This window comes from Allocoleopsis franciscana PCC 7113, assembly GCF_000317515.1.
Taxonomy (GTDB): Bacteria; Cyanobacteriota; Cyanobacteriia; order Cyanobacteriales; family Coleofasciculaceae; genus Allocoleopsis; species Allocoleopsis franciscana.
This window is the reverse complement of the sequence record NC_019738.1, coordinates 3839837-3864649: the sequence shown is the minus strand read 5'-3', so window position 1 is coordinate 3864649 and position 24813 is coordinate 3839837. Positions and strand designations below refer to the sequence as shown.

Annotated in this window: 21 protein-coding genes and 1 CRISPR repeat array; of the genes, 8 read left to right on the top strand and 13 right to left on the bottom strand. The window is 45.4% G+C overall.

Annotated elements, in window-relative coordinates; all coding sequences use genetic code 11:
- Positions 1-30: 30 nt before the first annotated feature.
- The 5 genes from MIC7113_RS16205 to cas2 all read left to right on the top strand — a co-directional run bounded on the left by MIC7113_RS16205 (position 31) and on the right by cas2 (position 3834).
- Positions 31-639, top strand: a complete 609-nt coding sequence (locus MIC7113_RS16205; protein WP_015183239.1) for a hypothetical protein — start codon at positions 31-33, stop codon at positions 637-639.
- A 34-nt stretch (positions 640-673) separates the two neighbouring features.
- Complete coding sequence (gene cas6 / locus MIC7113_RS16200; protein ID WP_015183238.1) at positions 674-1519, top strand: CRISPR-associated endoribonuclease Cas6; 846 nt, start codon at positions 674-676, stop codon at positions 1517-1519.
- A 175-nt stretch (positions 1520-1694) separates the two neighbouring features.
- Positions 1695-2288: a CRISPR-associated protein Cas4 gene (cas4, locus tag MIC7113_RS16195; protein ID WP_015183237.1), complete on the top strand. Its 594-nt coding sequence runs from the start codon at positions 1695-1697 to the stop codon at positions 2286-2288.
- Positions 2289-2554: 266 nt separating this feature from the next.
- Positions 2555-3559: a type I-D CRISPR-associated endonuclease Cas1d gene (gene cas1d / locus MIC7113_RS16190; protein ID WP_015183236.1), complete on the top strand. Its 1005-nt coding sequence runs from the start codon at positions 2555-2557 to the stop codon at positions 3557-3559.
- Between the two features lie 2 nt (positions 3560-3561).
- Positions 3562-3834, top strand: coding sequence for a CRISPR-associated endonuclease Cas2 (gene cas2, locus MIC7113_RS16185; protein WP_015183235.1), 273 nt, complete (start codon positions 3562-3564; stop codon positions 3832-3834).
- A 250-nt stretch (positions 3835-4084) separates the two neighbouring features.
- Positions 4085-5192: direct repeats of the CRISPR family, unit length 37 nt; unit sequence GTTTAAATTCCACTTAATCCCTATCAGGGATTGAAAC.
- Positions 5193-5411: 219 nt separating this feature from the next.
- Here the strand turns inward: cas2 and MIC7113_RS16180 are convergent.
- Both MIC7113_RS16180 and MIC7113_RS16175 read right to left on the bottom strand, forming a co-directional pair.
- Positions 5412-7727, bottom strand: coding sequence for a glycosyltransferase (locus MIC7113_RS16180; protein WP_015183234.1), 2316 nt, complete (start codon positions 7725-7727; stop codon positions 5412-5414).
- Positions 7728-7974: 247 nt separating this feature from the next.
- Positions 7975-9207: an HlyD family secretion protein gene (locus MIC7113_RS16175; protein ID WP_015183233.1), complete on the bottom strand. Its 1233-nt coding sequence runs from the start codon at positions 9205-9207 to the stop codon at positions 7975-7977.
- A gap of 547 nt (positions 9208-9754) precedes the next feature.
- Between MIC7113_RS16175 and folB the strand changes: the two genes are divergently transcribed.
- The gene (folB, locus tag MIC7113_RS16170; protein WP_015183232.1) at positions 9755-10111 is read left to right on the top strand and encodes a dihydroneopterin aldolase; all 357 of its coding nucleotides are present in this window, start codon (positions 9755-9757) and stop codon (positions 10109-10111) included.
- A 149-nt stretch (positions 10112-10260) separates the two neighbouring features.
- On the top strand, positions 10261-12489 hold the full coding sequence (locus MIC7113_RS16165) for a S8 family peptidase (protein WP_015183231.1): 2229 nt from the start codon (positions 10261-10263) through the stop codon (positions 12487-12489).
- Positions 12490-12549: 60 nt separating this feature from the next.
- Here the strand turns inward: MIC7113_RS16165 and MIC7113_RS16160 are convergent, their stop codons facing one another.
- Together MIC7113_RS16160 and MIC7113_RS16155 are read right to left on the bottom strand one after the other, a co-directional pair.
- Positions 12550-13002: an NUDIX hydrolase gene (locus MIC7113_RS16160; protein WP_015183230.1), complete on the bottom strand. Its 453-nt coding sequence runs from the start codon at positions 13000-13002 to the stop codon at positions 12550-12552.
- 86 nt (positions 13003-13088) lie between these two features.
- Positions 13089-13544 (bottom strand): DUF3531 family protein, encoded by a 456-nt coding sequence (locus MIC7113_RS16155; protein WP_015183229.1) that lies wholly within the window; start codon positions 13542-13544, stop codon positions 13089-13091.
- A gap of 162 nt (positions 13545-13706) precedes the next feature.
- Between MIC7113_RS16155 and MIC7113_RS16150 the strand changes: the two genes are divergently transcribed.
- Positions 13707-14222, top strand: coding sequence for a GNAT family N-acetyltransferase (locus MIC7113_RS16150; RefSeq protein ID WP_015183228.1), 516 nt, complete (start codon positions 13707-13709; stop codon positions 14220-14222).
- A gap of 72 nt (positions 14223-14294) precedes the next feature.
- Here the strand turns inward: MIC7113_RS16150 and MIC7113_RS16145 are convergent, their stop codons facing one another.
- The 9 genes from MIC7113_RS16145 to MIC7113_RS16105 all read right to left on the bottom strand — a co-directional run bounded on the left by MIC7113_RS16145 (position 14295) and on the right by MIC7113_RS16105 (position 24467).
- Positions 14295-16448 carry an iron uptake porin gene (locus MIC7113_RS16145; RefSeq protein ID WP_015183227.1) on the bottom strand — a complete coding sequence of 718 codons (2154 nt, stop codon included), beginning with the start codon at positions 16446-16448 and terminating at the stop codon, positions 14295-14297.
- A 154-nt stretch (positions 16449-16602) separates the two neighbouring features.
- Positions 16603-17280, bottom strand: coding sequence for a cysteine hydrolase family protein (locus MIC7113_RS16140; RefSeq protein ID WP_015183226.1), 678 nt, complete (start codon positions 17278-17280; stop codon positions 16603-16605).
- 101 nt (positions 17281-17381) lie between these two features.
- A complete protein-coding gene (locus tag MIC7113_RS16135; protein WP_015183225.1) occupies positions 17382-17738 on the bottom strand; it encodes a cupin domain-containing protein in 357 nt (118 codons plus the stop codon).
- Positions 17738-19285 carry an ABC transporter ATP-binding protein gene (locus MIC7113_RS16130; protein WP_015183224.1) on the bottom strand — a complete coding sequence of 516 codons (1548 nt, stop codon included), beginning with the start codon at positions 19283-19285 and terminating at the stop codon, positions 17738-17740. Before MIC7113_RS16130 ends, MIC7113_RS16135 begins: the two co-directional genes overlap by 1 nt.
- A gap of 120 nt (positions 19286-19405) precedes the next feature.
- Positions 19406-20143: a biuret amidohydrolase gene (biuH, locus tag MIC7113_RS16125; RefSeq protein ID WP_015183223.1), complete on the bottom strand. Its 738-nt coding sequence runs from the start codon at positions 20141-20143 to the stop codon at positions 19406-19408.
- 109 nt (positions 20144-20252) lie between these two features.
- Positions 20253-20672 (bottom strand): allophanate hydrolase-related protein, encoded by a 420-nt coding sequence (locus MIC7113_RS16120; RefSeq protein WP_015183222.1) that lies wholly within the window; start codon positions 20670-20672, stop codon positions 20253-20255.
- Positions 20673-20962: 290 nt separating this feature from the next.
- The gene (locus MIC7113_RS16115; RefSeq protein WP_015183221.1) at positions 20963-21889 is read right to left on the bottom strand and encodes an ABC transporter permease; all 927 of its coding nucleotides are present in this window, start codon (positions 21887-21889) and stop codon (positions 20963-20965) included.
- Positions 21890-21989: 100 nt separating this feature from the next.
- The gene (locus MIC7113_RS16110; protein WP_015183220.1) at positions 21990-23075 is read right to left on the bottom strand and encodes an ABC transporter permease; all 1086 of its coding nucleotides are present in this window, start codon (positions 23073-23075) and stop codon (positions 21990-21992) included.
- A gap of 210 nt (positions 23076-23285) precedes the next feature.
- Positions 23286-24467: a BMP family ABC transporter substrate-binding protein gene (locus MIC7113_RS16105; RefSeq protein WP_015183219.1), complete on the bottom strand. Its 1182-nt coding sequence runs from the start codon at positions 24465-24467 to the stop codon at positions 23286-23288.
- Between the last annotated feature and the right edge of the window lie 346 nt (positions 24468-24813).

Here is a 24813-nt window from a genome sequence, read left to right as displayed (position 1 = left end):
AGAACCTAATAAGGTAAGGGATGTTACAATATGCGACTTTTAAATCCGAATCAATCCTATACATTTAGTAAAATCTTTGAATTAAGGATTCTTCCCGATGAATTAGCAAATGAGTTTGGATATAACTTGATTCGCAAGCGGTTACAGTTGCCCCAATATCAGCCAGAATTGGAGCATTTGGAATACCTCAAAACCAGCATTGAAGCCGTGCTTCCTTACGTTGATTTAGCAAGTGAGACCTCTCGACGTGAAGTTTTGATTTCACAGGTACTTTTGCAGGTAGTTCAATACACTAAAGCTCAATTGAGAATTGAGTATCCCATCAAAGTTACAGAACAACTACAAGGTTACTTAGATTACCTGCTGAGAAGTCAAACAGAGTTGCTAGTAATTGAAGCGAAGCGTGAGGATTTAGACTACGGTTTTACACAGCTTGTAGCAGAAATGATCGCTCTAGATCAGTGGGAGAGAACTCCTGAACAATCAGTTTTGCTTGGTGCAGTAACTACTGGAAAAATATGGCAGTTTGGACGGCTCAATCGCGCAACAAAACACATTGAACAAGGCTTGGATAGCTATCGAGTTCCAGATGATTTAGAGCCACTGATGCGAATACTGGTTCAATCTTTGGTTGTATAGACACTTAATCTTCATTTATTTAAACCCAAATTCAATGCCCCACAGCCTCATCCTCAACCTCCTGCCCCAGTCGCCCATTCCCCCGCAATTCCTGACTGGACGGCATCTACACGCCCTCTTCCTCACCCTTGTTAGTTCCGTCGATCGCAAATTGGGTGACTACCTCCACGAATCCAAAGCTGACAAACCCTTTACTCTCAGTCCATTGCAACTGATTCACTCCCCTCTGATTAAGGGGGGGCAAGGGAGGAATCGCTACACTCTGCAATGGGAACACACAAAAGCTATTGCTGCGGGTACTCCTTGCTGGTGGCGCATCTCCCTACTCGATGACACCCTATTCAGCAAACTTACCCAACTCTGGCTCAACCTCAACCCTAATCATCCCTGGCATCTCGGCCCTGCCGACTTGCACATTACTAGTATCCTTGGTACTCCCCAATCCACTCAACCTTGGGCGAATGCGATTAGCTATACTCAACTTTACGAGGAATCTTCAGAGAGTAATCGCCAAATTGAGTTAGCTTTTTGTACGCCCACCGCCTTCCGACAAAGCAATTATGACTGCGCCTTACCCACACGAGACTTGGTGTTTAATAGTCTAATTAAGCGTTGGAATCAATACAGCGGTATTGAACTGCCCAAAACATTAATTGAGCCAATCTTTCCCAGTTTTTTCGATATTCACACGGAAATGGTTGCCGACTCTCGCAGTAAGTTTATTGGTTGTGTTGGGGCGATGAGTTTTCGCCTTTTAGGAGAGGTTGAACCCTTGACAATTAAGCAAATTAATGCATTATCAAATTTTGCTCTTTATAGCGGTGTTGGGAGGAAAACGACGATGGGAATGGGAATGGTACGGCGATTGAATAATCAATAACTGAAATTCTGTACCTATCTACTGCCCCGCCAGGGACTTAAGTCCCTGTCTCATAGATCAAGTCCTCTAAAGAGGACTAGGAATTAATCAATAATCTTTAGTCCACTTTAGTGGACTTGATGTATTAGCAAGGGAATTAAGTCCCTTGCGGGTGAAGCTACCTTACTCGAAATCTATGAACGAAATTGATTACATCCCCATCGCATCACTCAACCAATATGCCTACTGTCCCCATCGCTGCTGGCGGATGTTTTGTGCGGGGGAATTTACCGATAATCAATACACAATTGAAGGGACAAGTTTACACGATCGCGTCCATACCCTCGGAGAAAGTAATCGCGAAGAAACCTGGCAGATTCGAGCGATTTGGCTGAAATCAGAACAGTACAAACTGATTGGAAAATCAGACTTAATCGAATCAGATTCTGGTCAACTTTATCCGATTGAGTACAAGCGGGGACGCAAGGGCGAATGGGATAATGATGAGTTGCAAGTTTGTGCTCAAGCCTTATGTCTTGAAGAAATGACGGGGCAATCGGTAACAACGGGTTATGTTTACTATGCCCACTCTCACCAACGCCAACCAGTAGAGATTTCTGCCCAACTCCGAGAAGACGCGATCGCAACAATTCAATCGGTTACAACTTTATTGCAAACAGGTATTATGCCTCAACCCATTTACAGCAAACGTTGTTCTGGATGCAGTCTTTCTGCTCAATGTTTGCCCCAGGTTGTTAATAAGGTGGGACGCTATCAAGAAGCGGATTAATTTTTAGATTTAGTTAAATTTCGGTTTAACAGGCATAGTCCGCTATGGATTTAAATCCCTGGCTCATAGAGAAAGTCCTCTTTAGAGGATTAAATAAAGATTTCAGTCCACTTAAGTGGACTTGATCTATTAGCCCGGAAATTAATTTCCGGGTGGGGTACTGGAAATTCCGATCGGGTTGCTGGAATGTTCAAGAGTTGAAATCAAGGTTTCCTCAGAAAGTGGTAATCCAAAGTTTCCAATTCATCATCAAAAAAGGAGAAATCATGGGAACTGTTTACATTACTCAAGAAGATTCATTTATCGGGAAAACCGACGAACGTCTCATTGTTAAAGCAGACAAGAAAAATATTCTCGATGTACCCTTCATTAAAGTGGAAGGGGTGGTTGTCTTGGGACGGGCTACGGTTTCTCCGGCTGTTGTTTCGGAATTAATGGAACGGAAGATTCCGTTGAGTTTCATGATGGGAACGGGTAAATATTTGGGGAGGTTAGAACCGGAAATGACGAAGAATATTTTTGTGAGAAAGGCACAGTGGCAAGCGGCTGGGGAAACGGAACAATCGGTGCATGTGGTGCGGGGTTTTGTGCGAGGGAAGTTGAAGAATTATCGTTCAATTCTGAATCGAAATCAGCGTAAATATTCTGAACTGGATTGGCAAGCTGCAATTGATCGGGTGCAAAATGCGATCGCACCCATTGATAAAACAAATTCGATTAATTCTCTGCGAGGTTTGGAGGGGGCAGGAAGTGCGGCGTATTTTGGGGCGTTTAATCAGTTAATTCGGGTTGAGGGGTTTAGTTTTGCCGCCAGACGCCGTCGCCCACCGACTGATCCGGTGAATGCATTGTTGAGTTTTGGCTATTCTTTATTGCGTCACGATGTCCAAAGTGCGGTGAATATTGTGGGGTTTGACCCTTATTTAGGATATCTCCACTTTGAACATTATGGTCGTCCAGGTTTGGCACTGGATTTGATGGAAGAGTTTCGTCCGTTGGTGGTGGATTCGATGGTTTTGAATGCGATTAATCATGGTATTCTCAAGCCTTCTGATTTTACCAGTGAGCCGTTGAGTAATGCGGTGTTTCTGTCTCCTGAAGGACGGCGTGAGTTTTTGCGGCAGTATGAAATGAAGAAACAATCGGAGTTTAAGCATCCGGTGTTGGGACGCAAATGCACGTATCAAGAGGCGTTTGAGATTCAGGCGCGGCTGTTGGCAAAGTATTTGATGGGCGAAATTGACAAGTATCCACCTTTGTTTTTGCGATAACCATGTATGTAGTTATTTCTTATGACATTCCAGAAGATAAGCGCCGCACGAAAATTCACTCGATTCTGAAGTCTTATGGGCAGTGGATGCAGTATAGTGTGTTTGAGTGTGAGCTGACCGAGACGCAGTATGCTAAGTTGCGATCGCGCTTGGGTAAGGTTATCAAACCTGATGAAGACAGTATCCGCTTCTACGGGCTTTGTGCTTGCTGTCAGGGTAAGGTGGAGCGAATCGGCGGTGAGCAACTGCGAGATAATTCGATTTTTTTTGCTTGATGGTGACGGTCGGTAGGTGTTTTCTGAGGGTAATCTATTTTTGGGGCTGCATTCCTTATTCCACAAGGGTTTGCAGCCTTTGCTGTTTCAATGAGTGTGTCACCGCTCCTGAAACCTTTGATATGACTAGATTTCAGCGGATTTTTTATTTTCCTCTTATCATCCTTTGGCTCTGGTATGCTACTATAAGAGGTGTCCGTCACCAACGTACCTTGAAAACTAAATATAGTAAGGGTTCTGGATGCCTGCGGTTTAAATTCCACTTAATCCCTATCAGGGATTGAAACCAGAGCCAAACTAGAGAAATTCCTCCAGGATTGTGTTTAAATTCCACTTAATCCCTATCAGGGATTGAAACTGATATCCTGCGTTTCACCGGTGAGAGAATGGGGTTTAAATTCCACTTAATCCCTATCAGGGATTGAAACAGCCCGGTCATTTTTCGCCACGAATAGCCTTAAAAGTTTAAATTCCACTTAATCCCTATCAGGGATTGAAACAGACACTTGGTTCTTAATGTCACGGGAAACGTTAGTTTAAATTCCACTTAATCCCTATCAGGGATTGAAACAAGAACTTCACCTCTATCAAGTCCAAGGGCGATCGGTTTAAATTCCACTTAATCCCTATCAGGGATTGAAACGACAGCGATTAAGATTTCATCTTGCCATTTGCTGTTTAAATTCCACTTAATCCCTATCAGGGATTGAAACGCGGCGATCGATCAAGCCTCTGAATACGAGTCTTGGGGTTTAAATTCCACTTAATCCCTATCAGGGATTGAAACTTGAGCGCCAATTAGGCAAACGGCTTTAGTGGTGTGTTTAAATTCCACTTAATCCCTATCAGGGATTGAAACTGGCTTGGGCCAAAGAGCCTTTCCGAACGAGGAACGTTTAAATTCCACTTAATCCCTATCAGGGATTGAAACCGTGAAAATGATTCGTGCCCCTTTCTCCCGCTCCTCGTTTAAATTCGACTTAATCCCTATCAGGGATTGAAACGCAAGGACTTCCACTACAAGACGGCTCATCAACTGGTGTTTAAATTCCACTTAATCCCTATCAGGGATTGAAACTCAATCGAGGTAGATGGCTTGTAGACTGCAAGTCGTTTAAATTCCACTTAATCCCTATCAGGGATTGAAACAAATCGAGGCGTTTATCCGCTCTCACATGAAGTTTAAATTCCACTTAATCCCTATCAGGGATTGAAACCGTTTGAAATTCAAGATGAACGAACGCCTTCCCGTTTAAATTCCACTTAATCCCTATCAGGGATTGAAACTCTTTTCTGCTTGGTAATCATGATGCTTTCCTTTGTTTAAATTCCACTTAATCCCTATCAGGGATTGAAACATTTTAAACTGACAAAATGTTGTACTAATTGCAACAACCGCCAGTGGTTAAAACCACTGTCTAATAGCAAAAGTCGTCTAAAGACGACTGAATGAGTATTGTAGTCCACTTCAGTGGACTTAAACTATGAGCCGTGAACTTAAGTTCACGGCAGACTATCGGGCTTACTAAAGAATGGAGCAAGATCAAAACTCACTCATTTAGTAAAAAACATTAACCCTATATTTTATTCTGCCCAGAAGATTGACCATCATAAACCGTCATCACCGGTCTAAACCGCAGGAAAGCTGACAGAATTGCCAAAAAAGAATCCAACCCCCCAATGCGCTTACTCCGCTTCCACCAATTCTTCTCAGTATAGAGAATCTCGATAATATGCCGATTTTGTTCCGGCGTAAGATTTGTAAACCTCACCGAAACACTAGTAGAGTGATGTTTCCGCCTAGACTTAACAACTTCAGCTTCCAGAGAAACACCACCTTCTAAAAACTCCAACACTACAGAAGAATGCCTCTGAATAACCTCCTCAGTAATCAACGTCATACCAGCGCCACCTTCAGAAACATCATCCGTATGACCCCAATAATGACGGTTACCACAAGTTAACTTACAAGCAGTACGTAACGGAAAACGATCCATCAATCGTTTTTCAGGCTGATCGATCGCCGCCAATACCGACAACCCCATGATAATACAGTTGTAAATTAACCAATAAAATACCAAGCCAAACTCAGGATTAGAGAGAACCTGCCACAGTCCCATGCGGTATCCCATTAACTGCAAACCAATAATTATAAATGTCAGTGCCATCACCAACAACAGAGGCCAAGTAGAACGAAAATTATAATTCTTCTTACCAACCGTCACCCCTTTAGGCGTTACAGCAAACCCTTTTCCAAAAGGACTTTTCAGGGTAGAAAAAAGACGGATTAAACCCGGAAAACAAAGAATTGTTTGATGAACCTCACTATAAAAGTAAGAGTTGCAATAATTAGAAGCCCAGCTAAACGTACCCACTAACAACAGCAAAAAAGGCGCACAGTAGTAGAGGAATTCCGGCAACGTTGAAATATAGGACGAAACCCCCAAATAAAGACTAACCAAAGGAGAAAGCAAAAACGTCACCCGCACCAAAGGTTGAAAGCATCCCGTTAAGTGAGTGACCATATAACTTTTCTGAATCCAATTCATCTTCGACCAAATTGGAACCTCCTTGGCACAATAAAAAATCTGGAGATTACCTTGCAACCAGCGCATCCGTTGCTTGAGAAAGTCTCTGTAATTGCGAGTAGACTCTCCCATACTGAGTGTTTCATTCAAATAAACCACACGCCATCCACGAGTCAGAAGCAAAGTAGAACTCGAAGAATCTTCCGACACGCAACGAGTAAAATATCCTCCAATCGACTCCAACGCCTTACGCCGAATCACATAAGAAGTGCCGCAGCACATTGCCGCATTCGCCACATCCCGTGTGGATTGATCATGCTCAAAAAACTGTGCCAAATCATTAGGAAACAGATGATCGATTCCCAAGTTACGGGTGTGATGATCGGGATTATAAAAATTCTGCGGCGTCTGGACAATCGCTACATCCCGTTGCTGAAAGAATCCTACGGTGCGAGTCAGGAAATGCTTGAAAGGCACAAAATCCGCATCCATCACCGTAATCAGTTCCCCATCGGTTTGAGGAAGTGCATTATTCAAGTTTCCTGCTTTGGCGTGCTTGTTAATAGTGCCCGGTTTACGAGTCACATATCCACATCCCAATTCCTCAGCCAGTGCTTTCATTTGAGGACGAATTGAGTCATCCAGGATATAAACTTTCTTGTTGGGATAATCCATTGCCTGACAACCCACCACTGTCCGCCGGACAATAAAATCCTGTTCACTGTAAGTCGGAACGAACACATCAACAGAGGGTAAATATTGACCCGATTGGATATCTTGATAGTAGCGATCGGCTTGAGCGCTTCGCAAACGGGCATTTGACCAAATCGTTTGCAAACTGGTCAAAACTAGCCCAACAAAACCGAAGACTTCAACAGCATATAACCATAAACTCAGAGCACTACTGAACCAAGTTGAAAAGTTCATCGTATCGCCCACCGTCCGCCAAATCATGTAGCGAGTTGCCAGCACAATTAAGATGACTTTGACAATCAGGCGAGTCCAGTTAGTCGAGGGAACAATACAGGTTAATACTGAAAGTAAAGCCGCACCCGCAACAGGCCAGAGAATTTCCACAGAATTTTCCGGTAAGTGTAGAAATTCAGGCAAGTAACGCACACCGGGAGGAGTTAAAGGCGTAATAAATGGACTGATAAAGACAGACGACGGACTCGACAATTCACTTGGAAGAAAAGTTGGGCCAGTACTCGTCCAACTGGTGAAATAAACCGTACCGACAAAGAAAAGTAAGCTAGCGATAAAGATAGCCCAAATCCAAGGCGGAACTAGATTTTTAGTCTGGGTTTTAGGGAGAGGTTTGTGTTTGGGTTGGGATACTTTTCTGGAAGCTGGACTGACGCGCATAAGTATTAGATCGTGATTCGTGCTTAATCGTTTGCCCTGAAGGGGGTAGTGATATGAAGTTGCAGTCAAAGATAGTAGATAAGGGGACAAGGAGGACAAGGAAGACAAGGGGGAGAAAAAGTACTACGTCTGAACCAAACTCGGTATAAAAAGTAAACTGATAAACTCCTCATAAATACTTCTCTCTTGCCTTCGACCCTCTGCCTTCTGCCTTGTGTTTCTTAGGAGTAAAACTATTTGTTCCTTTTCACTGGACTTTAAACGTGACTCGACCGGTATACCCGACGTAGCACATCAAATTTGACTCACCTTGAGCGGAACCCGATTCGAGATCGACACGTACCTGGCTATTTCGAGGCATATTGGGGGTAATGGGTACGGCAACATCTTCGCCTGCTGCTAATCGTCCTAAGCCAGAACGAATCATGCTAACCCGTCCCTGCAAAACTTCAGAATCGGAACCATAAAGTTTAATGGTGGCGAGTGTTCCGGGTTGGATAGAGCGCACCGCTTGTTCATCGACAAAGACATCCACCCAACGTCTGCTACAATCCAGAACTTGCCCTAATGTGGCTCCTTGTTGTACGTATTGCCCAATTTGAGCCGATAAACGCCAGACAACTCCAGAGGTAGGAACTTTAACCAGTACTTTTTCTTGCCGTTGGGTATCGGTTTTGGCTTGAATGAGTTCAGCCTTTGCATCTTTGATATTTTGTTCCAAAGTTGCGATCGCTTTACGTTGATCGGCTATCTGGAGTTGCAGTTCTTGCAGGCGTATTTTAGGGTCGTAGTTCGTGCGACTTCTCGACAGAGAAAGTCCTAATTGAGTCGCATTTTGACTAGTACGGATGGCTTTGAGGCGAGATTCAAGCGTTGCTACATCTTGTTTACTTTCCTCTAATTCGCGAGTGGCTGTATCTAATTGAGTTTGAGCCAACGCTCCTTCTTTCCTCAAGAAATTCGAGCGATTGTAGCTGCTTTGTGCAATCCGATAACGTGCTTGTGCCGCCTTAAGTTGCGATTCTACCTGTGCCACAGAATCTTGCGCTTCACTGATTTCCAGGCGGTATTGATTTTGCTGATCTTCTAATAAGGTTTGCAGGAGAGCTTTTTGTCGATCTAACTGAGCTTTAGCTCGATCCAGTTGAGCCTGTTGCTCATTAATCCGACTCTGAATGCCTTGCACTTGAAGTTGGCTAACACGGTCATTTTTTAGGGTAACAATGGTCTTATCTTTAGTCAGAGCCTCTCCTGTTTTTAACGGTAGATCAGTGACAGTTCCCTCTTCCGGTGCATTGATATTAATTAATGTGCCATTAATCACGGCATCTCGGCTAATGACAGAAGTGATTCGCGTGTGAAGTAAACGAGCCGATAAAGCAATTAATCCTGCACTTACAAAAAAAATGAGTAAGTTGGCTATCAGCGAGCGCGGTGCTACTAGGTCATCCGTCAGAGGCGAGGTGGGTTGTCCCTGCATGTCAATTATTTTGTACGAGTTTGATGTTTTAATTCAGGAAAAATTGGGTTTTATTTCACAAAATAAATTTGATAAAAAATGATATTTTCAAGTCAAATAGCGGGTACTGAACCGATAAAATAACCCCTGGTTAATGCCATGATTTAGCTGGTTAAATTCAGTCTGGCTTGGATATGATTTTTAATCGTACTGATTTTCCGGACAAATGTATATTGCTTTACAAAATCTTTATCGATGACTTTAAGTATTTCATCAAGAAGAGAGCTTAACAAAACGAAACATTGTCTGAAGTCAGTAAATTAGCGAGGTTTAAGGAATTGTTATTGAGGAGACGGTGATAATATTTCGCAAAATTATGAAGTTTTTGTGAAGCTACACCCTTCTTATTGATGTGAATTCATTCACATCAATAAATTTCTATCGTCGTAGCAAAAAAAATACTGACTTTTTGACTTTTGCTCTTTGAGCCTTCAGGAGAAGTGATGTTGTAGAAGCATTCAAAAAATGTTAACCTAATATAAATTAATTAGCTGTATTTTGTCACTTAATGGACTGCATTCAATTAACTGGGATTCGTTGCTACGGGTACACAGGCTACTTAGCAGAGGAGCAGGTACTGGGACAATGGTTTGAGGTGGACTTAACGTTATGGATAGATTTAGCACCGGCTGGAGAGAGTGACGACATTACCGATACACTGGACTACCGCCAAGCCATTGAGACAGTCAAGCAGCTCGTGAAAACCGCGAAGTTTGCATTGGTGGAAAAGTTGGCAAGCGCGATCGCCACTGCCCTTTTAGAATTAGAGCCAGTGCAGCAAGTTCGAGTGCAGTTAACCAAACCTGCCGCCCCTATCCCCGACTTTGGCGGTAAAATTACGATTGACATCACCAGAACACGTTAACGGCGCGACTTCTTAGACAACTCAAGATATAGATTTCTTGCATAAGGGACAGAGTTCTGAGAGATAAAGATTAGTGCAGCGTGGTGGAGGTTCTCAGCCATTGCGAATCAGGACTGTAGTCGCCCAAATTAACGTTTGCCGGAGATCCAATGATTAATAAGCGCTTTTTTTCAAGAATCTTATTAACAGGCTATATCTTGGGAGTCGGCAGTGCCTCCCCATTAGTGTTATCCGCTCCTAGCTCAGCCCAAGCCCAAGCCTCGGATGAGCTATATTACACCTATTTTGAGCAAAAAATTCCTCTGACTCTGCGCTCAGATGCGATCGCCGTCGCCTTCAAACCGGTCGGTAGAACGCGAGGAACCCGAAGTAATCAACCCCTACATTTACAATTACAGCAAGACTTACAAAAAGGTGCTGGCACTCGTGGAAGTACCCGTGCTGGAACACTCAAAGTAGAAGTGAGTCCCCTGGGAGAAAACTATGCACTAGTCAATTTGCCCTCAGGAACTCGCAGTTCCCCAACCGCCGTTCAACAGCAAATTCAGCAGCAACCCTATGTAGAAACCACGCTTCCCGTTCTCAGTCGCCCTGCTACTCCTTCTCCATCACCGCACAAACGCCCTCAATTAATTGTCTTGCCGAATGAAATCTTGGTCAACTTTAAGCCGGGAGTATCTGAAAGCGAGAAACAATCCATCCTTGCGGCGAACAGTCTAGAGATGATTCGACCCCTGCGGTTTAGTCAAAATCGCTACTTAGTCCGCTCAAAAACGGTTACCGGAACCGCTGTTCTCGGAGTCGCTAATCGGCTCAATAGCCAAGCTAAAGTGCAATCCGCGACCCCTAATTTTATTCAATCTCTCACCAATCAAAGTTATTCATCCGCTTCAATTCCAGGGGCTACATTAAAACCACCTCATGCCAGTTGGAAATTAAAAAATCCCTTGCTCAGTCTTTTAAAAGCCGATAACTCACCCATCAAAACGGCCCTACTTCCGGTTCAATGGCATCTCAATAGCACCCCTTTATCAACGTGCTTAAATCAGCGTCGGGAAGACAAGAAAGGCTTGATGGAATATTTAACAACGTGCTTTAATAACCGCACGCTTCAAGCCGCGAAAACTTCCCTACCCCGCACCGATATGCGCGTTATCGATGCCTGGAAAAATAGTAATCAAGGGAATAATGTAGTTGTCGCTGTCATCGACACCTTAATTCAGTGGAACCACCCTGACTTAGCCGGAAATCTCCACAACGTTGGCGATATTCCGGATCGATTACCGGGTGAAGTCAGCGGCTGGGATTTTGTTGAAAATGACCCCGACACTCGGATGAGCAAAAATGAGCTAACGATTCTCAAAGGCAAATTTCAAGATGCATTTCTAGCCACCGCTGATGAGTTACGTCAGAAGTATCCCGATACCTTCCAAGAGGCGGAACAGGAAAATCCAGAACAGTCGGTGGAAGAAATCGCCAACAGGGTTCGTTATAGGCTGTTGAATAGTGAAGTCGCCGGTGAGTTTCACGGCACTATGGTGGCTGGAGTTGTCACCGCACGTCCCCAAGAAGAGTCAGGGGTGGTTGGTGTGGCACCCAAAGCCAAGCTTTTGCCGGTGCGGGTGTTGGGTTTAAATGGTAGTTTTTCGGTCACCGCCTACTTAGAAGGAATGGGCTACGCCGCTTCTAGGGGTGCAGATGTGATCAATATTAGTTTAGGTGGGCGTGTCCCAACCCAAGGTGAAGCTGAACTGATTTCTGAAGTTCTGCAAGCCAATCCTAAGTTAGTCATAGTGGCTTCAGCAGGCAATGAAAATTTGAATGAAATTGGCTTCCCTGCTGCCTTTCCGGGTGTCGTTGCCGTTGGCGCAACCAACCTCGCAGGCAATCGTGCTCCTTATAGCAACTATGGAGCCACCCATCCTTTGGGGCAAGGAGTTACCCTGGTAGCCCCCGGAGGAGATATGTCTTCGCCTGGGTTGATTGGCGGCATTCTCACAACCGGAGGGACTTGGTTAGATGAATTCTGGCAAGATCTGCCTACGCCGGGTAATTGGGGGCCAAACCAAGACACGAAAGGGAAATATCGCTGGACACAAGGAACGTCGTTTTCATCGCCTGCGGTAGCGGGAGCGATCGCCTTAATGAAAGGAGAAGACTCAACTCGCCGTCTGACTCGCGAGCAGCTTGTTACTATCCTGAAGCAAACGGCTAGTTATAACGGACTGGCTGTCAATGAGGACGATGCTAAGTTATATCGATCGCAACTCGCAGAAAAAGGGATTCCTCGCTCCATTTCTCAACAGCAATATTTCTTTGGCAGTGGATTGGTAAATGCAGATGCGGCGGTGAAGGTTGTGAAGCAAAAATTGCGATAGGGTAATGGGTAATTGGTATTTTTTTACCCATGTTAATTCTCAATTCCCCATCCTATCGGACTACAGATAGTCTAAGAATTCCTCAGGTACGATACGTAAATTACCAGATTTGCATTCTGGGATATCCAGCCAAAAGGCCGTGTGTTTATCCTCTCCTTCCGTAAATTCGAGCTGGTCGCATTGATAAAATTTGGGGTCAGCAAAATCACACTGATACAATTGAATAATTTCGTGACCGGGTTGACCATTGAAGGTAAATAAGTTTTCGATACAACCCAAATACTTGATATGAATTAATTCGGCATGAAGTTCTTCGTTGAACTCTCGTTTCAAGGCATCGTAACTGGTTTCACCAAAGTCAACACTACCCCCCAACGCCCGATAAAACGTTTGTTGCTTGACTGGGTCGTAACCTTGTGCCAGTAAAGTACGAATGGGACGGTTTTGTTGGCTAGCCCTATCGTCATCCCGAATTAAACCCAATACCTTGAGGCGAATTTTATTAGGCTGCATTTTAGGGGAGAAATTTGATCTATCTGTGATTGCTATTAACTCAATGTAGGGTGCGTCGGGACGCACCCTAGGATGGGGAATAAACTTTAGTTTTGATTAGCCTCATAGAACAAGGAGCGACTATCCCTGCCTATAGACCAATCTTCATTTTCGCCACCAATCACCAATCGTTCAATCGCCACATATTCCTTAGCCAGTTGCCTCAGGGCATTAATCAACACATCGATTGCGATCGCATCACTCGTCCCCAAATCAAACCAGCAACGACCCCAAGTTCCTTGATAGTCAAACTCACTCTTATTATGCATGAGTGCCATCATGCTATTGTCTGCTATCTGCTCGTCATAGTCCATATAACTGATATCTAAACCAACATCCTGGACTTGAAGATTTTCGGCATCAAATCCTCCCAATTTACCTAATAAAAACCAGGAATTGAAAACTTCTTCTACATATTCTTTTTCCATTTGGGAGGGAACAGTGCTGAACTCCAACCAAATCCACAAATCGAAGGGGTTAAACTCGCGGAACTGTACCTGCATTACTTTAAGGCGTTACTTAATCGCGACCTGCTGTAAACAGCAGCGCTTCGCTATCATTGTAACGAACAGCACTCCAGAGCCTCTTGAGTCTTAATCAAAAATACGATTTTTCTCAAGAATCTCAGCCTATATCTGCAATTTCCTCAAAACTACAATTCTGTTATGTTGTCTTTTGCGAGTGAAACCGAAAATACTACAACAGGAATTCGCGAAGTAGTGACAGCGGCGTTCGGTCAACCCAGCGAAGCCAACCTGATAGAGGCGATTCGCCACTCCCCAGATTTTATCCCCGAACTCTCCATCGTGGCAGTAGAAAAAGGGACAGTGCTAGGTCACATTCTGTTTAGTCCCATCGTTATTGAAACACAACCAGAGAGTGTTCCCGCCCTAGCACTGGCACCGCTAGCCGTGACGCCTGCGCGTCAGCGTGAAGGAATTGGTCGTCAATTAGTACAGGTTGGTTTATCCAAATGCCGTGAGTTAGGCCATAAGATCGTTGTGGTTTTGGGTCACTCAGACTATTATTCAAGCTTTGGGTTCCAAAAAGCCAGTCTATTTGGCGTACAGGCACCCTTTTCAGTTCCCGATGAAGCCTTTATGGTATTGGAACTCCAACCTGATGCGTTAATGGGCGTTAGTGGTATTGTGCGATATCCCTCCTATTTTGACGAAGTTTGAGATTTTTAGTTAATTTTTTGACAGACTTTAGCACCTCTTTCCGATAGAACCTATTAACCCATAGAGGAGCCATCAAAAACTAAATTGAGCGCGTAAATTCCCCACGTAAATTGCCGGATTGCTGTCGAAGTTGTTTGCATTCCCAATCCAATAAAAGGCTGGAACGATCGCAATATTATTAGTGATTGGATAGTGATAGGTGGCTTCAAATTCGTATTGAGTCCCGCCATCCCCACCGCCAGCAACCAAGAACCGACGACCACTTAATACATCAAAAGGCACTAGAAATGAGAGAGTTGCCAGTGCTCCCGGTTTACCTAAATCAGGAAAGCCTAGCCCAAATTGGAACGCTTGAGAATTAATGTTACCTCCCGATCGCCCAGGTGTAGATGGATCGATCTCTGTGCTGGCATAGGAATAACGCCCAAAAATCCCAAATTTGGAAGTAAGCAGCCAGTCAAAATTGACTCCAAAAGCATTGACGGTGGCAGGTTTAATTCGTCCCCCTTGACCATCATCCGCCACCCCATAAATCGGTTCTGCACTCACCACACCTCCATTATTATCCAGGGTGTTATGAGAATAGATCAGTCTGATATTTGCTGTTGGAGTTGGTTTGTAAGTTAACTCAGCCGTAATCGTGTTGGTGCCACTAAACAACCCCTTGCTTGGGTTAGATGAAGTGTTAAATCCAAAGGCAGCCGGTAAAAATTCATTATTCTCACCCAAGTAACCGACGTGCAAATCAAACTGCTTGCTGAGATTAATTAGGGCAACCACTCCAGAACCGCGATCAATCGGGTCATGAACAGTAGTGCCATTAGAGTTGAAAGTGCTACCCCCTGTGAGAAAGAAGGTAAAGGCGTTGTTATCAAAATAACGATGCCAGTTCACGCGGGGACCAACAACCAACTGAATCTTATTACTAACAGGAAATTGGTAAAATAAGTCATGAATCACCACCTCAGCAAACCCGTTATTGGGTCCTGCCGTCTGATCGAGAAACGGAGTGCCAAAGGTATTGAAAAGCCCTGCCGAAGCGAACTGGTTAGCGGGAGATAAAGCATTACCCGCTGCTAACTGAGTTACCAAAAGGTCTTTGCCCGTAAAGGAGGTATTGAAAGTTAACCAAGTCAGACCACTCATGGTAATGTTTGGGTTACCCACCTCCTGAACTAGGGGTCTACCATCTGCTCCTCGCCCAGCAAATCTAACATCAGGAGAGGCGGCATTAATTGCCTCCACTTTGACATTACGACCCGCATTGGCTCCAGTCATGTTAAACCACGCTAGACCACTCAGCTTAGTTGTAGTAGAAAACTGATGGTCTTCTAGATAGGCAACCCGCCCTTCTACCTGATCAACCCGTGTCCCCAAGCTAGCTAGTTCGGTTTTAAAATCCTCTGTCAGTCGCTGCAAGGTTTCTAAATCCTGGCGAGTCACAAACCCATCTCCACCCGTTTTCATCATGCGTTCAATTTGTTGCAGGCAGGCGTTTAAACCTGCGGCAAATTCATAACGGGTGGTGGCGCGATTACCCCGATAAGTGCCATCCGGATATCCGGCAATACAACCGTAACGTTCAACCAGTGATCGCAACGCCTCAAACGCCCAATCTCCGGGAGAAACATCCCTGAGTTGCGTCACGTTGGTGACTTGTGACATGGAATCGCTGTCTCCATCCCCGGAAGAGAGTTCTGCTACAGAGGGAACCTCTAACGTGGGTATCTCAGCGAATGATTCGACAGGATTGGTCTGAGATATTATTGGAGGAGGTATTGAGACGGTGTCTTGAACTGGATTCGGATTAATTTCTCTGGTGTGCGATGTCAACTCAGCGATAGAGGTGACTTTATTAACCTCACATTCTGCATTTAGCGGTTCATCAGCCAGAGAATTAATTCTCTGGCTCATATAGCAAGTCCTCTCAAGAGGACTCAATGCTGACTCTAAATCGATTCCAGTCCACCCAAGAGGACTTGAGCTATTATCCTGGAACTTAACTTCAGAGGGGGTTTGGTCAGTTATAGCCAAGGAGGGAACATCAGCGGGAGCCTCTAATGAAAGTGGGGACGGGGGTACTTTTGCGATCGCTTCCTTGCTGGGAACCTGATTAGCCGTCGCCTGCAAGGGTAAACCGTAAACCATCACACTCGAAACCAACAAAGACATCCAGAACCTTGCTGAACCAGAAAGCCAAGCCTTCTGGGTATTTGCATCCTTCATTATTCTTCCTCACACCTATTTTTTGAAACACAAAGACAGGAGTCTAACAAATCTGCCTTAAGGTAGATGTCATGTTAGACACTAGTTATCAGATCACTAGTCTTCTTGTCATTAGATGATGACAAGTTCTAAGAGCAAACCTTTGGGATAAAGCCTAAGACTTCCACTTGGCTAGGGATTGGAGAACGTTTGCGGCTGACGCCGTCCAACCCACAATGCCACCTTGAGCAACAATCATGTCCAGAGTGGATTGCTTAAATGCTGGAAAGTAGCTTTCGGTGGCATCTTCAACTAATAGACATTCAAATCCTCGGTCATTTGCCTCTCGCATAGTGGTTTGAACGCAAACTTCAGTCGTTACCCCCGTGATCAACAAATGGGTAATTCCCTGTTCGTGCAAGAGGGATTCTAAATGGGTGTTGTAAAATGCACCCTTTCCGGGTTTGGTAATGACTGTCTCACCAGGGAGGGGTTGCAGTTCAGGAATAATCCCATTTCCCGATTCACCGAGGACTAAAATCCGTCCCATCGGGCCGACATCACCAATTTTCAACTCACCCCGTCCCCGATGCCGCTTCGATGGTGGACAATCGGATAGATCGGGTTGATGACCTTCAATGGTGTGAAAAATCGGGAGTTTGTAAGCACGAAAGGCTGCTAACAACTCCTTGAGAGTTGGGACAATTGCTCTGAGTCGCGTCACATCATTACCCAATGCATCACCAAAACCTCCTTCTTCTAAAAAGTCTCGCTGCATATCGATAATTAGCAGCGCTAAACCTCCATGAGCAGGAAGTTCGTAATCGTAAGGTTGAGCAGAGATAGAAACCATAAGAAGTGTTGAAGGTTTTAAAAGATTGAAGTTAGTAGATTGCAGATTAATCGGTTGCAGGTTATCGGGCGCGAATATTCAACCTTTCAACCTTCTAACCTTCAACTTTCCTGACACAGCAAGACCGGTTTTTCCCAAATGGCAAGAACAATGCAACCGGCTTGACTCATCACACTATGGTGAGTGTCAGGTGAGTTGATGACAAGAGTTCCAGTTTGGTGTTCGCCATTTTCATCGGTTTGTGAACCTGACAGGACAAAGATGTGTTCAAAACCCGTATGAACATGCATTGGAACACTTGCCCCCGGCTTGTAGCGAAGGAGTGCTGCGGCTGCCCCGCTTTCACTATCCTTATAAAGTCGGTAGATATCAACTCCAGGATGAAACGGTTCCCAAGACAACTCATCCTGGTGTGCAGCGATATCGAATAATTCTTTGAGGATTAAAACTCGCTGCATTAGTGTCCTGCCATGCGTTGACCAATGGTGGCAAAGTCGGCATCTCTAGTCGTACTTTCGTAAACAAACTGCCCTTCACTAATCACCAAAATCCGGTCAGCCAACTTCAGAAGTTCATCCAAATCTTCACTCACCAGCAGCACCGCTACACCTCGGTTTCGTGACTCAACAATAGACCCATGAATATACTCCACAGCCGCAAAATCCAACCCAAAGCAGGGATTCGCCGCGATGAGCAGATTAATGCGATCGCCCGATAATTCTCGCGCTAGTACTGCACGCTGCACATTTCCTCCAGAAAGATTGCCGATGGGTGTGTCGGGTGAGGGCGTTTTAACCTTGAACGTGTTAATTAACCCTTGAGCCATCTGTCGAATCGCCTTAAATACAAGTAACATACCCCCTTTAGCTTGGGGAGAACGGTCAAATGTTCGCAAGGCAAGGTTTTCTGCAACACTCATGTGAGGTACGCAAGCATTGCGGAGGGGTTCTTCCGGTAGCGAAAAAACTTGATGCCGATACATCTCGGCTCGTGTTGCGGTATAAACCTCTCCATTAACCAACACTTGCCCAGACGTAGCAGGACGTTGTCCGGCTAAGACTTCCACCAATTCCCTCTGCCCATTGCCAGAAATCCCAGCAATCCCAACAATTTCGCCACTGTTTACCGTCAAATTTATATCCTTAATGGCTTCAACGCCATTCTCTTTATCAGCGTGAAGGTTCTGTACCTGAAGCACTGGTTTGGGGTTAAGCAGTACTGTTTTTTCCACCCGTTGCGGTTCCCGCCTCTCACCCATCATCATCTCAGCCATATCTGAGACAGTGAGATTTTTGACCAATCCGTGACCTGCAAACTTGCCCTTACGCAATACAGTAATTTCATCACAAAATGCCATCACTTCCCGGAATTTGTGGCTAATAATTAATACGCTCAACTTTCCAGCCGTCACTTCCTCGCGCAGTAATCCTAAGACTTCATCTGCTTCTTGAGGCGTTAGCACGGACGTGGGTTCATCCAAAATCAAGATACGGACTTGGAGATAAATCTGTTTAAGAATTTCCAGCTTTTGCTTCTGTCCAGCCGCTAATTGAGCGATGGGGATATCCAGTGGAACTTGAAAAGGAGCCGTTTGCATGAATGCCTCAAGACGAACATACTCCTCTTTCCAGTTAATTAAATTAGGACTATCGAAGCGGGAAAGAACAAGATTTTCAGCAACAGTCATGGCAGGCACAGACGTAAAATGCTGATAGACCATGCCAATACCGTACTTATGAGCATCACGGGGACTATCAATAGTACGGCTTTGCTTATCAATCAACACTTCGCCAGAGGTAGGAGTGTGAAACCCCATAATGCACTTAACCAGAGTACTTTTACCCGCCCCATTTTCACCCAACAAAGCATGAAACGTTCCCGGTTTTAGATGCAGTGAAACATCATCCAGAGCCGTAAAAGTACCAAATTGCTTAGTCATCTTCACCACCTCAAGCTCTGGTGGCTTCATTAACTCAATAGTCGTTCTTGCTGTTGCAGTACTCATAAACTAAAACCCACTAATCATTAGTTAACTCAAAAACTTTGCGTTCCTCTGCGTAACCCTCAGCGTTCCTTTGCGTTAAAAAAAATTGCATTTCCTGTAAAATTGTGCAACCTACCAAAATCAGTTACTTTGCACAACAGAATACTTTGTCCTTTGAAGGTCGGCGGCTGCATTTTCCCCTTGAATCGCTTCAATAAATGCCATCGAATCAGCAACAGCGCCAAAAACGCCCCCTTGCATTTTGATCATCTTCAATGCCGCCAAGTAATTGCCATAATCCGTTGCCGCCGTGCAATCAGATAGCATCAAACACTCATACCCTCGGTCATTCGCATCCCGCATGGTCGTATGAACGCAGACATCCGTAGTCACCCCAGTCAGGATGATGTTCTGAATACCCTTGCGTTTGAGTAACAAATCAAGATCTGTCGCATAGAAAGACCCTTTTCCAGGCTTATCGATAATGGCTTCTCCAGGCAGGGGGGCAAGTTCGGGGATAATTTCCCACCCTGGCTCACCTCGTACCAAAATCTTGCCACAAGGGCCGGGGTCACCAATACCAGCACCAAGCTGACGCGATCGCCATCGTTTATTTTCGGGTAAGTCCGATAAATCGGGGCGATGTCCTTCGCGGGTGTGCATCACATGGAATCCCTTCTCCCGTGCTACTGCCAAAACTTGGCGAATGGGTTCAATGGGAGCACGAGTTAAAGATAGGTCGTAACCCATCTTATCTACATAACCACCAATACCACAAAAATCAATTTGCATATCGATAATCAGCAGTACTGTGTTTTCTGGACGCAAATCCCCGTTATAAGGATAGGGATAGGGGTCAGCGTCAACAAAACGTCCCATGTTTAACCTCCGTAAGTATTTGATAGGTGATCGGGTTTGGCATTGGAATACTCGGTTTTTTTAACGCAGAGGATGGCGCAGAGGGCCGCAGAGTTTTTGGAGTGAAATGTCAGTTAATTGTGATGCTGGGTATTGTTGGAGATAGGCTTAGTGTTTCAATGTAGGTACGCCAACTGCCCCATTGAGTAATTTCTTGTTGGTTTTCGCAGCCAATGGGTTCCCCTAAGACTCCCAGAACGATTTCACCATCACTGAGACGGACTTTACCGATGCACAATCCCGGTGGTTCTTGTAGCAAAATTGTGGCTAGACTCTCGGTAGGGACGGCCCACACTTCAACGGCGATCGCAACTCCTCCTTCTCGCACTCGCAGCATTGCCGGATATTGGTCATTAATCGACCACAACCGATAGGCGGGTTCTGTTGTTGTTTCTCGCACAAACATTGCTCCAACTGTTAAGAGATTACTGTTGAGTTCCAAGCCCCGCATCAACGTCCCATTCACTGCAAGCTTTAAAGTTTTTGACATCGAAATTGTTAATTTTTAGTAGTGCACCACTGGGAATTCAAAAGCCAAAAGGCAAGATTTAAACTATTTACAGCACTTTGCGAGTCGGTGTGATCTAGTCCCCCCCTTAATAAGCCGGAGCTTTAGTAAGGAGGTTAGGGGGGTCAAAATGTACCTCGTTGAATTGGAAATCGCTGTATATATTCAGATTTTGCAACACACTCTTTTACCCCTCCCCAGCCCTCTCCTCACGCTTAGCTCCGGTTAGCGAGGGGAGGAAGCATTGTAAGTCATGTTTTTGAATTTTGAATCTAATTACTCGCCCCCAAAGCCCCTGGTGCACCACTTACAGTGCGCTTAGGAGAGCAGGTAAGAATCATGATTAAAAGTGTTAAGACATAGGGTGCACAATTGAATAAGTAATAACCCTGAGTGACACCAATAGATTGCAAGGCTGGGCCGAGTGATTGTGCTCCACCAAATAATAAGGAGGCATACAGACATTGCATCGGTTGCCATCGGGCGAAAATGACTAACGCAACTGCCATCAGTCCCTGTCCACTAGAGATGCGTTCGCTCCAGATACCAGGATAGTAAAGAGAGAGAGAAGCACCACCAATTCCTGCTAAAAAGCTGCCGCCAATAATGCACAGCATCCGCACTTTTTTGATAGAAACTCCCATTGCCCTAGCCGCATCGGGACTATCACCAACCGCACGGATAAATAAACCCCAACGAGTTGATTTAAAAAACCACATCATGAGCGGGGCAAGGGCAACACCGAGGAGAAAAAGTGGGCTAATTTTCAAAGCGGATTGTAGTGCAGGGATACTGCTCCAATTTCCTAAATCGAAGGTGGGTAATGGTGGCGCTTTAGGCTGAATAAAAGGCTTACCTAAGAAGAAAGCCAGACCACTCCCAAATATAATCATGGCAATCCCAACAGCAACATCATTCACTCTGGGTTGCTGAGTGAGCCAAGCATGAATGAAACCCAAAACCATCCCAGATAAACCAGCCGCGACCACCCCCAACCAAGGCGATCCAGTCAGATAAGAAACCCCATAGGCCGTCATTGCTCCCATGAGTAATGTGCCTTCCAATCCCAGGTTGATTTTGCCACTTTTTTCCGTCAGGCATTCCCCCAAGCTGACAAACAGAAACGGCGTACCTCCCCGCATAGTTCCTGCTGCGATCGCTAACGGAACTCCCAACCACCCTAAGGCTTCTGTTGCCATTAATTTCCTCCTTTTTGTTTGTGAATATAGTTGCAAGCTGGCAGGTTGAAAGTTAGCAAGTTACTGGTTACGGCTTAGAACTTTTCAAGTTTCAACCCATTTAGACGGTTGCTGCTGCTGGACTGCCGCTGACTTGCGATCGCTCTTTGAAGATTGGCAGGCGTCCGTAGAGCGATTCACTGTACATAACGACTAAGAAAACCAACCCTTGAAACACTAGAACAGTGGCATCCGGCAGATTATGTGTCCGCTGCAAGATACCGCCACTGGCAAGGATACCGCCGACTAAAACTGCAACTAAGGTGGCAGCCAAGGGGTTATGTCGGGCAATAAACGCAACTAAAATGCCGCTGTAGCCATAGTTAGCGTTGAGAGATTCATTGGCTCGACCCTGTACGGCAGCAACTTCCACCATGCCTGCTAACCCCGCACAAGAGCCAGCCAGGAAACAAATTGCCATCGTTAGCTTACCGACTGGGAGTCCGGCAATCCGAGCAGCTCGAATATTGCCCCCGGCGGTACGTGCGGCGAAGCCAAAGGTTGTGCGCTGAATCAAGAAGTAGGCAATCACACAGGCAATCAACCCATAAATCAAGCCATAGTGAACGCGGGTACCGGGAATTTTCCCCAGCATATCAACATCAGGAATGGGGTAGGTGGAGGGCTTATTGAGAGACGTCGGGTCTTTCATTGGCCCGCTCACCAGATGGTTGAGCAGTGCGATCGCAATATAATTGAGCAACAAACTACTAATGGTTTCATTCACGCCTCGGTAGTGACGTAACGCTCCGACTGAGCCTATCCACAAACCCCCACAAATGATTCCTGCCAGTGCCATCCCGATTTGTACGACGGTGGGAGGTGCGCCTTTGAGAGCTAGCCCGGTTGCCACTGCCCCAATGCCACCCATCACCAGTGCGCCCTCATTGCCAATGATGATCAAACCTAAACGGGCAGGGAGTGCTGTACATAGAGAGGTCAACATTAAGGGGGCTGCTCGAATCAGCGTGTTTTGAAATGATCGCCAATTCCCAAAGGCGGCTTTATAAATCGAAGCGTAAACGGCAAAGGGATTTGCCCCTGCCAAGGCGCAGAAAATGCCAAAGAGTAGTAAGGAAAAAAGCAGAGCTGCGATCGGAAGGCAGATCGCTTCTAGTGTTGTACGCCACCGAGAATGATTGAGCATAATTAACGGTTGACTTGATTATTGCTCCCCGGAGGGATTGTTTTTGTGAGTATTACTAGAATGTGTTTTTTTAACGCAGAGGAACGCTGAGGGTGTCGCAGAGGGTCGCTGAGGAGTTAGAGGAGATGAGTTTTTTTTTGGCTTCTATGGAGGTTTGCAGATAGGCTCTATTCATTGGTCATGAGGAATTAATGGCTGAATGAATAGGGATTAACTGCCCACTTTGCCGACCACGCCTGCAACGAGCCAATTCATCTTTTCCAGTTCGCTGTCCTGCTGTTTTAGATCCTTACCCGCTGGAATGACGATTTTACCTGTATTATCTTGCAGTCCCCCTTTATAAACCACCATGCTGCCGTCTATAAACTTGGCTTTTGCTGCATCAGCCAGCTTTTTCGCCTCATCATTGACGGCTGGTCCGTAGGGCGACAATTTCAAAAATCCTTCCTTAAAACCCCCACGCACTAAATGTGGAATACCTCCATTCATTAAGGTTTTGCCAGCGCGAATCATTTCCGCATATTTGGAGTAGACGTTCGTCCAATCCCACTCTGCACCGGTCAGATATCCTTTGGGCGCTAGCACAGCTTGATTGGCGTGGAAGCCGGTTGTAAAAATGCCACGTTTTTCAGCGGTTTCTACAATTACTTTGGGGCTGTCTACGTGACAGGTGATGACATCAATTCTCTGGTCAACCATACTGTTAGTTGCCTCTGCCTCTTTAACAGGTAAAGACCAATCGCCGGTGAAGATGACTTGAGTGGAAATGTTGGGATTAACGCTGCGTGCTCCCAAGGTGAAGCTATTGATATTACGGAGTACTTGGGGAATCGGTTTGGCAGCAATGAACCCTACTTTGTTCGTCTTGGTAGCCTTCGCGGCAACAATACCGGCTAGATACTCAGCCTCATCGATAAATCCAAAGTAACTGCCAACGTTTTTCGGGTGTTTTCCTTCTTGATACAGTCCACCGCAGTGGACAAATTGAACTTCTGGGTATTCTTGAGCCAATTTGAGGACATGGGGGTCAAAGTAACCGAAGGAGGTAGGGAATATTACCGTAGCTCCATCCTGCTCGATCATGTTCCGCATGGCTTCCTGTACGTCCGTTGTTTCCGGAACGTTGGCTTGCTCTACGCTTTTGACCCAGGTTAATTTAGAAACTCCTGCTTTTCCCTCAGCATGGGCTTGGTTATAACCATAGTCATCTTTGGGGCCAACGTAAATAAAGCCCATCACAATGGGCTTATCTGTGCCATCCGAACTGGATTGATTTCCGGTTGATGAACTGCAACCCGTTCCAAATTTTGATGTCACCCCAAAGGCTGTGGTGGCTAAAAGTCCACGAACGACTTGACGACGGGATAGGTGAAAAGGCCTACTAGTACTCACTCGTTATGACTCCCCTTGCGAAACGATGTAGAGGTGTAGCGGCATCGCCGTTGAACCCTCCCCACTAACGCTTGACTGTGGTTTCGGTCAGTTCTTGCGTTAAGCAGAGATTAACAGGATGAATGCCGTTCTAGGGTTCTAAAAGGTGCGAAAAAGGTGCGAGGAAAGTTCGCAGAATGTCACTAAATTGACAGTGGACAAATTCAAAAAACTGTAGTATGCATTTCTACGAAGTACGGAAACCCTTGTCAGTATTGGGTTTTCCTCGTAGGTGGGTGTTTAGAGGATGTCTGAAAAGTGTCAACAGTTGCTTAGATCCCCCCTAGCCCCCCTTAAAAAGGGGGGA